The sequence below is a fragment of the Shewanella sp. DW31 genome (assembly GCF_015767295.1).
Taxonomy (GTDB): domain Bacteria; phylum Pseudomonadota; class Gammaproteobacteria; order Enterobacterales; family Shewanellaceae; genus Shewanella; species Shewanella oncorhynchi.
On the sequence record NZ_JADWMP020000007.1, the window covers coordinates 134,542 to 150,884 of the forward strand.

Here is a 16,343-nt window from a genome sequence, read left to right on the forward strand (position 1 = left end):
TTTATATATAAAAAAAGGAGCGAAATTATCGCTCCTTTTTTACGCTTTCATTAACCTGCTTTTGTCCCTCAACAAAGGCAAAAGCCGTTGACTTTAAACGCTTAACCTAAGGTCACTCGCGCATTACGGAACATACGCATCCAAGGGCTATCTTCACCCCAAGCATCTGGATGCCAAGAGTTCGCCACAGTTCTGAACACACGTTCAGGGTGCGGCATCATCAAGGTTACACGGCCATCGGTGGTACAAATCCCAGTCAAGCCATTTGGCGAGCCGTTCGGGTTTTGTGGATACTGAGTCGCGATATCCCCCTTACCATTGACAAAACGCAGCGCAATCGTGCCTGACGCTTCGGCAATCGCCAACGCTTCAGGGCTGGCAAACTCAGCCAAACCTTCACCGTGGGATACGGCGATAGGCATACGTGAACCGGCCATACCTTGGAAGAATAACGACGGGCTCTGTTGCACTTCAACTAAGCTGAAACGCGCTTCGAAACGCTCTGAGCGGTTACGCACAAAACGTGGCCAATGCTCGCTGCCTGGGATAATTTCTTTCAGGTTCGACAGCATTTGACAACCGTTACACACGCCAAGGGCGAAACTTGAGTCACGTTCAAAGAAACGAGAAAACTCATCGCGAGCTCGCTCATTAAACAGAATCGACTTAGCCCAACCTTCACCCGCACCTAATACATCACCGTAGGAGAAGCCACCACAGGCCACTAGGCCTTGGAACTCCTCTAGGCTGATACGGCCAGATAAAATATCCGACATGTGTACGTCGCGGCTTTCAAATCCGGCGCGGTCAAAGGCTGCAGCCATTTCCACGTGGGAGTTAACGCCCTGCTCACGCAAAATCGCCATCTTAGGCGCAGCGCCCTTAAGGATATAAGGTGCGGCAACATCTGTGCTTGGATCAAAACTTAAGTTAACAGTTAAGCCTAAATCGGTTTCGTCTTGCTTAAGTTTGAACTCTTCAAGCGCGCAGGCTGGGTTATCACGTAGAGCTTGCATACGATACGTGGTTTCTGACCACACAGTACGCAGCGCCACACGGGTATCACTGAAGATTTCACGCGCGCCATCTTTAATGGTGATGCGTTGATCGTCGGCTAGAGTTCCGATCACATGGCAAGGCACGCCAGCGATAGCAAACTGAGCGGCAATTTTCGCAGCATTGTCACGACTCACTTGCAGTACAGCGCCGAGCTCCTCATTAAAGAGTCGTTCTAAATCAGTGCCCTGCAAGTCTTCTACATCTATGTCTAAACCTGTATTACCCGCAAAGGCCATTTCCACTAAGGTTGTGAATAAACCGCCGTCGCTACGGTCGTGGTAAGCGATAACCGATTTCTTAGCCACTAGATTTTGCATGGTTTCGAAGAAACCGCGCAGCAGTGCTGCATCGTCAAGATCCGGCGCAACATCACCCAGCTCACCAAACACTTGGGCTAAACAAGAACCGCCTAAACGATTTTTGCCCGCACCTAAATCCACTAACAGTAAAGACGTTTCGCCCTTATCTGTGCGCAGCTCTGGCGTTACTGTATTGCGAATATCTTGCACCACACCAAAGGCAGTGATAACCAATGACATAGGCGATGTCACGGTTTTATCCGCGCCATCTTGCTGCCATGCGGTCTTCATCGACATAGAGTCTTTACCGACCGGAATGGTCAAGCTCAGCTCTGGACACAGTTCTTCACCTACGGCTTTCACCGCTTCATAAAGACCCGCATCTTCACCAGGGTGACCCGCGGCAGACATCCAGTTGGCAGAAAGCTTAATACGCTTAAATGAACCAATATCGGCACCGGCGATGTTCATAATTGATTCAGCCACAGCCATACGGGCAGAGGCGCCAAAATCAAGCAGTGCCAGCGGTGCACGTTCACCCAGTGACATAGCTTCACCGGCGTAGGTATCAAAGCTTGCCGCAGTCACAGCGCAATCGGCCACAGGCACTTGCCATGGACCCACCATTTGGTCACGGTTCACTAACCCCGTAACTGTGCGGTCGCCAATGGTGATAAGGAAGGTTTTATCCGCAACTGTAGGCAAGCTCAGTACGCGTTTAACCGCTTCTTTAACATCAATCTTGTTTTGTTCGAGCGCTGGCGATACGGCTTTGGCCGATACCACATCGCGGCTCATCTTAGGCGCTTTGCCTAATAAGACTTCGAGCGGTAAATCGATAGGATTATTGTCGAAATGGCTGTCGCTAAGCGTCAGGTGTTTTTCCGCCGTCGCTTCACCCACCACCGCAAAAGGCGCGCGCTCACGCTCACAGATGGCAGTAAATAGCGCGAGGTTTTCAGGGGCAACTGACATCACATAACGTTCTTGTGATTCGTTACACCAGATTTCCAGCGGGCTCATGCCTGGCTCATCTGAAGGCACATTACGCAGATTAAATAAACCGCCGCGCTCGCCGTCATTCACAAGTTCAGGGAAAGCGTTCGACAAACCGCCCGCGCCCACATCGTGGATAAATTGGATAGGGTTTTTATCGCCAAGCTGCCAACAGCGGTCAATCACTTCCTGACAACGACGCTCCATTTCTGGGTTTTCACGTTGCACAGAAGCAAAGTCGAGATCTTCACTCGATTGACCCGATGCCATAGATGATGCGGCGCCGCCGCCAAGACCAATGTTCATCGCTGGGCCACCCAGCACAATCAGCTTAGCGCCAACGGTGATTTCGCCCTTCTGTACATGCTCTTCACGAATGTTACCTAAACCACCCGCTAACATAATGGGCTTGTGGTAACCACGGACTTCAACGCCGTTATGGCTGCTGACTTCCTGCTCGTAGGTACGGAAATAACCGACCAGCGCAGGACGACCAAACTCGTTGTTAAATGCCGCGCCGCCGAGTGGTCCTTCGGTCATGATGTCCAGCGCGCTCACGATACGTTCTGGCTTACCATAGTTACCTTCCCATGGTTGAACAAAACCTGGGATTTTTAAATTGGATACGCTAAAGCCTGTTAAACCCGCTTTAGGTTTAGAACCACGGCCCGTCGCGCCTTCATCACGGATTTCACCACCAGAACCGGTTGCAGCGCCAGGATATGGGCTGATGGCGGTTGGATGGTTGTGGGTTTCCACTTTCATCAGGATGTGCATTGGTTCAGTATGGTAGTTGTATACCCCATCAGGATCGGGGAAGAAACGACCCGCAACCGAACCTTCCATCACAGCAGCGTTATCTTTGTAGGCAGATAACACGTGATCAGGCGTGGTTTCAAAGGTGTTCTTGATCATCTTGAACAGTGACTTAGGCTGAACTTCACCGTCAATGGTCCAATCTGCATTAAAAATCTTATGACGACAATGCTCAGAGTTCGCCTGAGCAAACATCATCAATTCGATGTCATGGGGATTACGGCCTAAACGGACGAAGTTCTCGACTAAATAATCGATTTCATCTTCGGCTAAAGCAAGCCCCAATTCAGTGTTAGCCACTTCAAGTGCGCGGCGACCTTCCCCAAGAATATTGACGCTCTTAAACGGCGCAGGCTCAGTACGTTTGAACAGCACATCGGCTTTTGTAAAATCATCGAGGATAATTTCAACCATGCGATCGTGCAGCAACGCATTTAAAGCTTGTTGCTGAGGCGCTGTCAGTGCATCTGACTCGACATAATACGCAACGCCTCGCTCCAAACGCTTCACTTTACCAAGGCCACAATTGTGCGCGATGTCAGTGGCTTTTGAAGACCAAGGAGAAATAGTACCGGGGCGAGGAGTGACAAACAGGAGCGAACCTTGGGGGATATGAGCTTCTATCGCAGGTCCATAGGTGAGAATTTTTTCAAGTTGCTGGCGTTCATTTGTGTCGAGCAACTCGCTCAAATCCGCTAAATGGACATACTCAGCATAGATTTGGCGTACCGGAAGCGCCGCGTTTTCGCAGGCCTCCATCAGCTTTTGCACCCTAAACGTCGAGAGTGCAGGGGCTCCGCGGATGATCTCCATCACGTCTATTCACCTTATTATTTATTATTGCAGGGGTCAGAGGTGGCGCTATTATAAGGAAATGTCTGTCACAAATCACCTGCGACCTTACGCAAAACAGTGTTTCCTGTGATATAAAAAGCCCAGTATTGTGTCGACTGCACTTTCCCCCAGAATGATTTTTTTTCGAAATCGCAGACAAACGGATATAATCCCACCAATGTCAGCCAGTTCACCACTAATGCCCCACTGTTAACTCGCTATCTATAATATTGATTTTATTTACTATAAGTACATTTAATGACTCGATTTCTGTTCGCTCTTATCTTAGGTTTCCTACTGACTGCCTGTCAGCAGGTGACCGTGGACGAAACAGAATTCGTGCCAAAAAAATTAACTGAGCTAAGAGTCGGTACACTTTACGGCCCACAGATTTATATGACCTCGGGCCAAGGTGATAGCGGTTTCGATTACGATATGGCGGTATTGTTTGCCGAATACTTAAATGTGCCCTTAAAAATGGTGCCCTACACAAACCGTATCGAGTTGTACGAAGCCCTCAAAAAGAATGAAATCGATATTATTGCTGCAGGCATGACAGAAACACCCACAAGGCGAGAACAGTTCCGCTTAGGTCCACCGCTATACCGGGTGAATCAAGTGTTGGTGTATCGCGAAGGCATGCCAACCCCAAAAGACATCAGTGATTTAAAAGGCAAGATCACCGTTATCGCCGACTCTTCCTTCGTCGAGACCTTGACCCAGTTGCAAAAGCATTATCCAACGCTGGTGTGGGATCAAATTACCGACAAAGACAGTGAAGAGTTGTTGGCTATGATTGCCAACAAAGAAATTGACTACACTATCGCCGACTCCAGCAGCGTACAGATCAACCGTCGCTACCTGCCCGACCTACGCTCAGGCCCTGTGCTAGAAGAAAAACTCGATGTGATCTGGCTATTACCTCCCACTCACAGTGATGAACTTATGAGTAAATTGCTGGCCTTTTGGCACCAAGAGAAGCTTGCCGGTACGCTGGATCATCTCAACGAGAAATACTTTGGTCATGTAAAACGCTTCGATTATATCGATACTCGCGCATTTATCCGTGCCATTGAGACAGTATTGCCGCGTTATCGACAATTATTTGAAACCCATGCAGGCAATTTAGATTGGCGTAAACTGGCAGCAACCAGCTATCAAGAGTCACATTGGAATCCTAATGCCCGCTCGGCCACAGGAGTGCGTGGCATGATGATGTTGACTCAGCCAACCGCCAAAGAGATTGGGATCACCAACCGACTCGATGCCGAAGAAAGTATTCGCGGCGGCGCGGCGTATTTGAACGATATGATCAATCGCCTGCCAGAATCGATCCCCGAGAGTCAACGCATGTGGTTTGCGCTGGCCTCTTACAACATAGGATATGCCCATATTGAAGATGCACGTAAGCTTGCGGAATCGATGGAGTTAAATCCCAATGCTTGGCGAGATTTAAAAAAGGTACTACCGCTACTGCAAAAGCGTAAATATTATCAAAAAACACGTTATGGTTACGCCCGAGGCAGTGAAGCCGTTCATTACGTCGACAGCATCCGTCGCTACTATGACACGTTAGTCTGGGTGGATAATCAGTCGAAACAACCTGACCCCGATGAAGACTCGAGCGATCTTACTGCGGAAGAACCCGTACTTCCTGCGGGAACGTTAAGTCCTGATCAACCTAAATAGCTTAACTCGTTAGCGCTCAGGTGCATGGGCCAAACGACAATCCAACAACTCACTTCTTATATATCAAGTACAGAGTTTTACGCAATTAGAACATCAACATAAAAACATCAAGATGTACGTAGATGTCTTCAACAAGGTCAGATACTAAGCAACAGGCAAGCTGAATTAAGGTTTGCCAACCTAACTCAAATTTGCGATTAAAAACATCGTTTAGTTCAGCTTATCTGACCAGTGCTATTGCTGCACTCCTGTGCAACTGCTACTGTCTTGGGTTATGACCTAAGATAAATCTCTGTAGGGCATCGATAATAACAATTAATGGGGTCAATATGAGAAGAAAAACCATCAACAATACCGTTGCGCGTCGTCGTACTTTGCTAAAAATTCGTCATCGCCGTATTTTAAATCGTCAAAAACTCTTCTTTACTTTTATTCAGTCTCAGGATTAATCCTGTCACGTTAATCGTCACTTACCCAATAGCTTGCTGCGCCTTTTGAGCCTGTTTCAGGGCTTTTTTCTCTTCCCTGCGGCGTTTAAAAAAACGACTCAATTGCGCGCTACAAGCATCGGCCAGCACCCCCGATGTGACTTCAACTTGGTGATTAAACGCCGGATGTCGCAATAAATTCACCACAGTACCCGCTGCACCCGTTTTTTCATCGCGTGCGCCAAATACCACACGAGCAATTCTGCTATGCACCATAGCGCCCGCACACATAGCGCAAGGCTCGAGGGTGACATATAAAGTCGCATCTAAAAGACGATAGTTTTCGACCAAACGCCCCGCTTCCCGCAAACATAAAATTTCCGCATGGGCGCTAGGATCGTGCTGGCTAATGGATAAATTGTAACCCGTCGCAATCTGCTGACCGCCTTTGACCAATACCGCACCTACTGGCACTTCGCCCTCGGCCTCGGCTTTTTCTGCCATCTCCATCGCGACTTGCATCCAATGTTCATCTTGCTGAGATTGTTCGTCTTGTTGCGTTTGCACCACTTACACCTTTATCTCTTTTAGCAAAAAATAAAGCCGGATTATATCAGTCAAGCACAGATATTTCACGGCTGACTCATTAGCCTAAGTTAATCCATCGAACAACAAAAAAGGCGCACTAGGCGCCTTTTAATCGTTAATTCAAATAATTAACTTATTCCCATTCGATAGTCGCTGGCGGCTTGCCAGAGATATCGTAAACCACACGGGAAATGCCATCGACTTCGTTAATGATACGGTTTGATACGCGACCTAAGAAATCATAGGGCAGATGTGCCCAATGGGCTGTCATAAAATCGATTGTTTCCACGGCGCGCAGTGATACAACCCAGTCATATTTACGGCCATCGCCCATAACACCGACTGAGCGTACAGGTAAGAACACAGTAAAGGCTTGGCTGACTTTATTGTATAAGTCGGCTTTATGCAGTTCTTCAATGAAGATAGCATCGGCGCGGCGCAGCAAGTCACAGTATTCTTTTTTCACTTCACCTAATACGCGTACACCAAGACCTGGTCCTGGGAACGGGTGACGATAAAGCATGTTGTATGGCAGGCCTAACTCAAGACCAATTTTACGCACTTCATCTTTGAACAGTTCACGCAGAGGCTCGACTAAACCAAGCGCCATATCGGCTGGCAAACCGCCAACGTTATGGTGAGATTTAATCACATGGGCTTTGCCTGTGGCACTACCGGCAGATTCAATCACGTCTGGATAAATCGTGCCTTGCGCTAACCATTTGGCATTGGCGCATTTTTTCGATTCTTCATCGAAAATTTCCACGAATACGCGGCCGATGATCTTACGCTTAGCTTCTGGATCGGCTTCGCCTTTCATCGCATCAAGGAAACGGTTTTCCGCATCAACATGGATGATATTCAGGCCGAAATGATCGCCAAACATTTCCATCACTTGCTCGGCTTCATTCAAACGCAATAAACCGTTATCAACGAATACGCAGGTCAGTTTTTTACCGATAGCACGGTGTAGCAGCATAGCCACAACAGAAGAATCAACACCGCCCGATAATCCTAAAATCACTTCATCATCACCGATTTGCTTCTTCAAGCGCTCAATCGCATCTTCGATGATAGAGGAAGGTTTCCAGTTCGCCGCACAGCCACAAATGTCTAAGGCAAAGTGCGATAACATGCGCATGCCTTGGCGAGTGTGGGTCACTTCTGGGTGGAACTGTACGCCGAAGAATTGCTTCTCTTCGTTTGCCATAGCGGCAAATGGACAAGTGTCCGTTTTAGCGACCGCCACAAACCCTTCAGGAATAGCCGACACTTTATCACCGTGGCTCATCCATACGTCGAGTAAGGGTTTGCCGTCACTGCTAACCGCATCTTCAATGCCTTTGAATAGCAATGAATCTGTCAGCATTTCAATTTGAGCGTAGCCGAATTCACCTTCGCCCACACCTTGGATCACTTTACCGCCCAACTGCTCAGACATAGTCTGCATGCCGTAACAAATGCCCAGTACCGGCACACCTGCGGTAAAGACGTATTCAGGCGCACGCGGCGAGTTTTCAGCCGTAACACTTTCTGGTCCGCCCGCAAGAATAATGCCGTTCGGGGCAAATTCGCGGATTTGGGCTTCTGTTACGTCCCAAGCCCATAATTCACAGTAAACGCCGATTTCACGGATACGACGGGCAATCAGTTGAGTGTACTGGGATCCAAAATCGAGGATCAGTATCTTGTGCTCATGAATATCGCTCATGGGTAACCTTTATCTCATCTATTGTTTTAACATTGCTCAAAGCAGCGACTGCCAGCTTTAAGTATTGGATCATACGTTTTACAAAGAGGCGGCTTACGCCGCCCCTCTTATCAAACGATTAAGAACCTGAACGGTAGTTCGGCGCTTCTTTCGTGATAGTCACATCGTGTACATGGGATTCGCCCATGCCCGCTGAAGTCACTTTCACAAATTGGGCTTTTTCATTCAGCTCTAGAATGGTGGCGCAACCTGTTAATCCCATGCAAGAACGTAGGCCGCCCATATGTTGATGGATGATTTCCTTCAACTTGCCTTTATAAGGCACGCGCGCCTCTACACCTTCGGGGACTAACTTGTCTGCAGCGTTGTCCGATTGAAAATAGCGGTCAGATGAACCTTGAGACATAGCACCTAATGAACCCATACCACGGTAGGATTTATACGCACGGCCTTGATATAACTCAGTTTCACCTGGTGCTTCCTCAGTTCCCGCAAACATTGAGCCCGCCATAATGCAAGATGCACCCGCGGCTAATGCTTTGGCTAAATCGCCAGAGAAACGAATGCCGCCGTCGGCAATCACAGGAATACCTAGGCTCTTCATGGCTGCGGCAGCATCGGATACCGCAGTAATTTGTGGTACGCCAACACCTGTCACGATACGAGTCGTACAGATAGAACCAGGGCCAATACCCACTTTAACTGCGTTAACACCCGCTTCGACTAAGGCTAATGCACCTTCAGCCGTAGCAACGTTACCACCGATAATTTGCAAATCAGGATGTTTAGCGCGAGTTTCACGAATGCGTTGTAAAACGCCTTCGGAATGGCCATGGGAAGAATCGATAAGTAAAACGTCAACACCGGCTTTAACCAGAGCGTCAACACGCTCTTCATTACCAGCGCCCGCACCTACGGCGGCACCAACACGTAAACGGCCTAACTCATCTTTACAGGCATTAGGTTTACGTTCGGCTTTTTCGAAGTCTTTAACTGTGATGAGGCCTTTCAGCTTATAGTTATCATCAACCACAAGAACTTTTTCGATACGATGTGAGTGCATCAATTTTTGCACTTCATCTAATTTAGTGCCTTCGGCAACAGTGACTAAACGCGCTTTAGGCGTCATCACTTCTTCTACCGTTTTGCTCCAATCTGTCACGAAACGTACGTCACGACCAGTGATGATACCGACCAGCTCGTTGGCTTCGTTGACCACGGGATAACCCGCAAAACCATTCTTCAGTGTTAACACTTTCAGATCGGCTAAGGTCGTTGATGGGGTCACAGTCACAGGTTGTTGAACCACGCCCGCTTCGTAAATTTTTACTTTACGAACTTCTTCGGCTTGTTTTTCAATGCTCATGTTTTTATGAATAAAGCCTAAGCCGCCTTCCTGCGCCATCGCGATCGCAAGACGAGCTTCGGTAACTGTGTCCATAGCGGCAGACACAAGTGGGATATTCAATTCAATGGTATTGGTCAGGCGAGTTTTTAGAATGGCGGTATTTGGGAGTACAGTCGAATGCGCAGGAACAAGCAACACATCGTCAAAAGTAAGCGCTTCTTTAATTAAACGTAGCATATGCAACATCTCCCCAGTTGAGTAGGATTTAGAGGTGAAATATTGCGGCGGGATTATACCTTGCATATCGCCACTGGTAAATGGAAAATAGTAAATATCCCCATTTTATTGAGTTATTCGATGCAAGGCACCAAAAACAACATTTATACTGTCTCGCGGCTCAATGGTGAAGTCAGACAAATTCTCGAGGGGCAACTGGGTAAAATCTGGCTCAATGGCGAAATATCCAACTTTTCCTCCCCCAGCTCAGGGCATTGGTATCTCACTTTAAAAGACCACTCTTCGCAGATCCGTTGCGCCATGTTTAAAGGCCGTAACCAGACGGTCAGCTTTAAGCCCATCAATGGTCAGCAAGTGCTGGTCAAAGGCGCGATCAGCGTTTATGAACCCAGAGGCGACTATCAATTATTAATTGAGTCCATGCTGCCCGCTGGGGATGGATTACTCGCCCAGCAGTTCGATGCACTCAAGATGAAGCTAGCCGCAGAAGGATTATTTGCCGCCGACACCAAAAGATTGCTACCGAAGAATATTCAGCGCATTGGCGTTATTACGTCACCTACGGGTGCAGCGATCCGTGATGTGTTACATGTATTGGCAAGGCGCGATCCTTCCATCGAAGTCATTATCTATCCGACCCAAGTTCAGGGCGAAACCGCAGCGCAGAGTATTTGTCAGGCAATCAATATCGCCAACCAACGTTTAGAAGTCGATGTATTATTGCTCACCCGCGGCGGCGGTTCGCTTGAGGATTTATGGTGTTTTAACAGCGAAGCCCTCGCCCACACGATTTATAACAGCGCCCTACCCATTGTCAGCGCCGTCGGCCACGAGGTTGATACAACCATCAGTGATTATGTTGCCGATATCCGCGCCCCAACCCCCTCTGCGGGTGCGGAGCTATTATCACAAGACAATGATAATAAGGCGCAAAAACTCGCCACAGCCTTATCGCGCCTGCAACAAAGCGCGAAACATTATCAGCTTAAACAAGAAAGACGACTTAGTTTGCTAGAGCACAGACTGCAACGCCAAGACCCTAAACGGACTTTGCAGCAGTTCGAACAAAGATTCGATGAGATGCAATTACGACTAGAGTCCGCGCTGTCGAATCGCTTGCATCTGCTCAGCCGCCGTCAGCAGTTGCTCGCAAGCCGCCTTGAACAGCAATCTCCCAAGCATAAACTCGCCATTGAGGGTAACCGCTTAAATTATCTTGCGAGCCGCTTACAGGATGCATTACAGGACAAACTCAGCCAAAGTGAACAGCGGATAAAATACGCGGCCCATCAGCTTGAAACCGTGAGCCCGCTTGCCACTTTAAGCCGTGGTTACAGCATTACCACTGACATCCACAATCAAGTGGTCGACTCTGCCGATAAACTGGCCATCGGTGATAGTTTGCAGACCCGCTTGCGCCATGGACAAGTGATCTCAACCGTCACTCAGATAAAGCCGCTCGAATAACGAATAACACTAGCAAGAGCAAGGCTAAAATCATCTTAAAACACAAAAGGAACCCTAAGGTTCCTTTTGTTTCAAATGTGTCTGGTAAAAAACACTATTTGGTTTTTCTGTCTTTGATATGGCTTTGTGCGCGCTTGCGGCGGCGCTCTTGGCTCATAGTCAACTTCTCAGTCTTGTTTTCAAATGGGTTATCACCCTCTTGGAAACGTAGCTGGATTGGCGTACCCACCACTTTCAACGAACGACGGAAGTAGTTCATCATGTAACGCTTGTACGAGTCAGGCAGTCTACTCACTTGGTTACCGTGAATGACCACGATTGGCGGATTGTAACCACCGGCGTGAGCGTATTTAAGCTTCACACGGCGACCATTCACTAATGGCGGCTGGTGATCGTCCTGCGACATTTGCATGATACGGGTCAGCATAGAAGTGCTGACGCGGCGTGTGGCACTGTCGTAAGCTTCTTCAATCGATTCAAATAAATGGCCAACACCTGTGCCGTGCAGCGCCGAAATAAAGTGAATACGGGCAAAGTCGATAAAACCAAGACGACGATCAAGCTCGCTCTTCACACGATCTTTAATGCCTTGGTCGATACCATCCCACTTGTTGACGGCAATAACCAAAGCGCGACCCGCATTGAGCGCGAAACCTAACAGACCCAAATCTTGCTCGGCGATACCTTCACGGGCATCGATGATAAGTAACACCACGTTAGCATCTTCAACTGCTTTCAAGGTTTTGATCACTGAGAATTTCTCAATGACTTGATGTACTTTACTACGGCGACGAACACCCGCGGTATCGATAATCACGTACTCGCGACCTTCACGTTCCATTGGAATATAAATACTGTCACGGGTCGTACCGGGTTCATCAAATACCACAACACGTTCTTCACCTAGAATACGGTTAGTCAGGGTTGACTTACCGACGTTAGGTTTACCTATGATCGCCAGCTTGATAGGCAAATCTTGCAGACGCTTTTGCTCAGCTTCCGCTTCTTCTTCGGTATATTCACGCTCTTCAGTAACTTCGTCTTCACCTTGACGCACAATGCCCATCGCTTCGGCATAAGGGGTCAGCGCGTATTCGATCATATTGGTCACGCCACGTCCTTGGGACGCCGCCATTTGGTAAACTTCACCTAGACCTAAAGACCAAAACTCGGCACAAGCTGAATCGGCATCAATACCGTCAACTTTGTTAGCAACCACAAAGGTGGTTTTTTGACGGCTACGTAAGTGCTGTGCAATCGACAGATCCGCAGCGGTTAAACCCGCGCGCGCATCGGTCATAAATAGAACGACATCGGCTTCTTCAATGGCAGCAAGGGATTGCTCAGCCATTTTCGTCTCGATCCCTTCTTCAGTGCCATCGATACCGCCGGTATCGACCACAATGAACTCATAGCCGGATAAGAATGCTCGACCATATTTACGGTCACGTGTTAGGCCAGGAAAGTCAGCAACCAGCGCATCACGCGTGCGCGTAAGACGATTAAATAGGGTGGATTTACCGACGTTCGGCCGACCAACAAGGGCCACTACAGGGATCATGATTTTGCCTCTAAAAAACTTTTCAATAAAAAGCCCCCGGAACACACTTCCAGGGGCTCAGCAAGGATAACACTTTTAACTATGGAAGTGTTACAACAGCCAACTTTCCGCTGCGACCTTGAACATAGATTTTATCATCCACCACTAACGGCTGGCTGTATAATCCTGAGCTGTCCACTTGGACACGACCCACAATCGTCCCTGTACTGCGATCGATGAAGTGTAAATAACCTTCGAAATCACCCACAACTAAATAGTCTTTATATACAGCCGGAGATGTCAGAGTGCGGTTAGCTAACTCAGAATTACTCCACAGTTCCAAACCGTTACGTTTATCAACTGAGTAGATACGGCTGTGATCGTCAACTAAGTACAAGCTTAGGCCCGCTGATGCTAACTCGTTAAAGCTAGAATACTTACGTGTCCACACAACTCGACCCGTGCGCAGTTCCATCGACACTAAGTTACCGTTGTAGCTCACCGCATATAAATTGTCGCCAAGGATCAAGGGGGTCATATCCACGTCGGCCATACGCGTAAACTCGTTACCGCCCGTTGGATTGTAAATCGCCTGTTCCCACGCAGCTTGACCATTGTTTTTAATCACAACAGCCACTTTGCCATCGGCGGTACCTATGAAGAAACCACCCGCTTCGTAAGCTGCAGAACCTGTACCGCGCAGGGTCAGATTCGGCAATTGCATTTCATACACCCACAGCTTGGCGCCAGTATCAACGTTAAACGCTTCGAGTGAACCAGAGCTGGTACTGACCACCACGACGTCATCGGCCACAGTGGGAGCAGACAACAATTCACCGCCCGCAACGACATGCCATAACACTTGACCGTCTTCAGCGTTCAGTGCAGCAAGCAGCCCACTTTCACCACCTAAAAAGACTTTATTACGCGCAGCAGTCACACCAGCAGCAATACGCGCACCTTTATTTTTCGCTAAAGCGTTATCACGAAACTCTTCGCTGAAATCTTTAGTCCAAACGCGCTCGCCAGTGGCCTCATCGAAGGCAACCACTTCACCATAACGGTCAGCTGCAAAAATTTTTCCATAACTAACGGCGGGGGCGAGGCGAGAATAATAATCTCCAACACCATTGCCGACAGAGGTGCTCCAACTCACTTCAGGAAACACTGTCGCCTGAATGGCAGTTAACTCACTTACCGGTTCTTCTTCGACATCGCTCGACGAACAGGCGGATAACATGGCCAGACTTAATCCAGCGGCTAGCAGGTTTTTGCACCAAGACTTCATCAAGGGATCCCTTATGCCTGATTTAGGCTATCAAGTTTGATTTTAAGCGCAGGGCTTGTCACCACACCACCATTGTCCATGGCAGCTTGATAAGCTGTTTTTGCCTTCTCAACTTCACCTTGACGTACTAAGAAATCACCTTTCAACTCATCGCGCTGAGCGAAGAAAGCTTTATCTGTTACTTGATCTAAGGTCGCTAGAGCTGCATCAATTTGACCTTGCTCTGCTTGTACACGTGCTAAACGCAAAGTCGCAATCACATCTAAACCAGCACCGGGTTTAGCCGCAATCACCTTGTTCAAAGCATCAATCGCTTTTGGATAATCCTTCGCTTCTACCGCAGTTTTGGCCACGATCAGTTCTAACAAGGCTTGATAGCCCTTTTGATCGTGATTTTTAGAAAACTCGGCGACACCCGCCAGCATTGCGGCTTCATCGGCAGATTTAGTGGTCAAATTTTGGAACGCTTTTGAAGCTTCTTCCGCTTGTGCCACTTTAACGTCAGAATAATAATTCCACGCATATAGGCCGCCTAAACCCACTACGGCACCGATTAAAATTGAATTTCCGTAATCTTTCCAGAACTGCTTGATAGCATCAACTTGTTGTTCTTCTGTGCTATAAATTTCCACGCGCACGTCCCCTTTATTTGATCAGTTCAGCCAAAAATGCGCCTAAGGCACTTCGAGCTACCCGTTGTTGTTCGATGTCATTGCGTAAATGTTTAACCTTAACCATACCTTCGGCAAGTTCATCTTCACCTATCAGTAGTGCCACACTCGCACCGCTTTTGTCGGCACGCTTCATTTGTTTCTTCACGTTACCGCCGCCACAGTGACTCATCACTTTAAGGTTTGGCAGTGCGTTACGTAATTCCTGCGCGACCTTGATGGCTTCAACCAGACAGCTATCACCCATGGCCGTGACATACACATCCACTTCTGGCGGAATATCTTTGGTCAGCTCTAAGGCTTCAAGCAGCAAGACAATGCGCTCTAAGCCCATAGCAAAACCGACCGCTGGAGTATCCTTACCACCTAACTGGGCGACTAAACCATCGTAGCGACCACCCGCAAGTACAGTACCTTGTGAGCCTAAACTAGATGTAACCCATTCAAATACAGTGCGATTATAGTAATCTAAACCACGTACTAGACGCGGATTAATGGTGTATTTGATACCCACAGCATCAAGTAGTTCACGTAATTGTGAAAAATGTGTCTTCGATTCTTCACCGAGAAAATCCATTAACTCAGGTGCATCAACCAATATGGCTTGGACATTTTGATCTTTTGAATCCAATACTCGCAGCGGATTGCTGTACATGCGACGCTTACTGTCTTCATCGAGCGCATCTTTATGCAGCTCTAAAAACGCTATTAAGGCATCACGATAAACAGCGCGCTCAGCAGGATCACCTAAGGTATTTAGCTCTAACGAGACGTGCTCGCTAATACCGAGTTTTTCCCACAGGCGTGCCGATAGCATTAGGACTTCAGCATCAATATCAGCCGAGCCAATGCCATACACTTCAACGCCAAATTGGTTAAACTGACGATAACGGCCTTTTTGTGGACGTTCGTGGCGGAACATAGGACCCATATACCAAAGACGTTGCTCTTGGTTATATAGCAGACCGTTTTCGTTACCTGCACGCACTGTCGACGCGGTACCTTCTGGGCGCAGTGTTAAGCTGTCACCGTTATTATCTGCGAAGGTATACATTTCTTTTTCAACAATATCAGTCACTTCACCGATAGAGCGTTTAAAAAGATCGGTATTTTCCACTATTGGAGTGCGGATTTCGCTGTAACCGTAAGCACTGACGCTCGAACGTAGTACCGCTTCCACTTTTTGCCATAGAGGACTTTGAGTTGGCAGAATGTCATTCATTCCGCGAATCGCTTGGATCTGTTTTGCCACTGTATCGACTCGTCCGATTTCGCTAAATTAATAAAAATGTCACGCATTATAGGCTTTTGAGCGTAAAACGTAAAACGACCCCGTCGGTTTCGGGGCCTAGCTCAACATCATTAGGCGTAA

General features: G+C 48.0%; 10 protein-coding genes. 2 read left to right on the plus strand and 8 right to left on the minus strand.

What is annotated here, in order from left to right; translation table 11 throughout:
* Window positions 1-101 precede the first annotated feature (101 nt).
* Window positions 102-3,983, minus strand: coding sequence for a phosphoribosylformylglycinamidine synthase (gene purL, locus GWI56_RS08310; protein WP_198572679.1), 3,882 nt, complete (start codon window positions 3,981-3,983; stop codon window positions 102-104).
* 279 nt (window positions 3,984-4,262) lie between these two features.
* On the opposite strand from purL, the gene mltF reads away from it, so the two are divergent.
* Window positions 4,263-5,693: a membrane-bound lytic murein transglycosylase MltF gene (mltF, locus tag GWI56_RS08315; protein ID WP_131523679.1), complete on the plus strand. Its 1,431-nt coding sequence runs from the start codon at window positions 4,263-4,265 to the stop codon at window positions 5,691-5,693.
* Window positions 5,694-6,163: 470 nt separating this feature from the next.
* On the opposite strand, the gene tadA is transcribed toward mltF, so the two are convergent.
* From tadA to guaB, 3 genes are all read right to left on the minus strand, one after another.
* Window positions 6,164-6,691 (minus strand): tRNA adenosine(34) deaminase TadA, encoded by a 528-nt coding sequence (gene tadA / locus GWI56_RS08320; protein ID WP_198572649.1) that lies wholly within the window; start codon window positions 6,689-6,691, stop codon window positions 6,164-6,166.
* 151 nt (window positions 6,692-6,842) lie between these two features.
* Window positions 6,843-8,420 carry a glutamine-hydrolyzing GMP synthase gene (guaA, locus tag GWI56_RS08325; protein ID WP_028761248.1) on the minus strand — a complete coding sequence of 526 codons (1,578 nt, stop codon included), beginning with the start codon at window positions 8,418-8,420 and terminating at the stop codon, window positions 6,843-6,845.
* Window positions 8,421-8,538: 118 nt separating this feature from the next.
* Window positions 8,539-10,005: an IMP dehydrogenase gene (gene guaB, locus GWI56_RS08330; RefSeq protein WP_006085677.1), complete on the minus strand. Its 1,467-nt coding sequence runs from the start codon at window positions 10,003-10,005 to the stop codon at window positions 8,539-8,541.
* 120 nt (window positions 10,006-10,125) lie between these two features.
* Here guaB and xseA point away from each other — a divergent pair, with 120 nt between their 5' ends.
* Entirely contained in the window at window positions 10,126-11,472 is a 1,347-nt protein-coding gene (gene xseA / locus GWI56_RS08335; RefSeq protein WP_198572650.1) for an exodeoxyribonuclease VII large subunit, read from the plus strand.
* Window positions 11,473-11,566: 94 nt separating this feature from the next.
* Here the strand turns inward: xseA and der are convergent, their stop codons facing one another.
* From der to hisS, 4 genes are all read right to left on the minus strand, one after another.
* Entirely contained in the window at window positions 11,567-13,033 is a 1,467-nt protein-coding gene (gene der, locus GWI56_RS08340) for a ribosome biogenesis GTPase Der (protein ID WP_105251897.1), read from the minus strand.
* 79 nt (window positions 13,034-13,112) lie between these two features.
* Window positions 13,113-14,300 (minus strand): outer membrane protein assembly factor BamB, encoded by a 1,188-nt coding sequence (gene bamB, locus GWI56_RS08345; RefSeq protein WP_028761250.1) that lies wholly within the window; start codon window positions 14,298-14,300, stop codon window positions 13,113-13,115.
* Window positions 14,301-14,311: 11 nt separating this feature from the next.
* A complete protein-coding gene (locus tag GWI56_RS08350; RefSeq protein ID WP_168824527.1) occupies window positions 14,312-14,932 on the minus strand; it encodes a tetratricopeptide repeat protein in 621 nt (206 codons plus the stop codon).
* A 13-nt stretch (window positions 14,933-14,945) separates the two neighbouring features.
* Window positions 14,946-16,223 (minus strand): histidine--tRNA ligase, encoded by a 1,278-nt coding sequence (gene hisS, locus GWI56_RS08355; RefSeq protein WP_198572651.1) that lies wholly within the window; start codon window positions 16,221-16,223, stop codon window positions 14,946-14,948.
* Window positions 16,224-16,343 lie beyond the last annotated feature (120 nt).

What these genes read in the sequence shown, in the direction of transcription:
- purL (WP_198572679.1), bottom strand. Translation starts at nt 3,983, where the DNA reads ATGGAGATCATCCGCGGAGCCCCTGCACTCTCGACGTTTAGGGTGCAA.
- mltF (WP_131523679.1), top strand. Translation starts at nt 4,263, where the DNA reads ATGACTCGATTTCTGTTCGCTCTTATCTTAGGTTTCCTACTGACTGCC.
- guaA (WP_028761248.1), bottom strand. Translation starts at nt 8,420, where the DNA reads ATGAGCGATATTCATGAGCACAAGATACTGATCCTCGATTTTGGATCC.
- guaB (WP_006085677.1), bottom strand. Translation starts at nt 10,005, where the DNA reads ATGCTACGTTTAATTAAAGAAGCGCTTACTTTTGACGATGTGTTGCTT.
- xseA (WP_198572650.1), top strand. Translation starts at nt 10,126, where the DNA reads ATGCAAGGCACCAAAAACAACATTTATACTGTCTCGCGGCTCAATGGT.
- der (WP_105251897.1), bottom strand. Translation starts at nt 13,033, where the DNA reads ATGATCCCTGTAGTGGCCCTTGTTGGTCGGCCGAACGTCGGTAAATCC.
- bamB (WP_028761250.1), bottom strand. Translation starts at nt 14,300, where the DNA reads ATGAAGTCTTGGTGCAAAAACCTGCTAGCCGCTGGATTAAGTCTGGCC.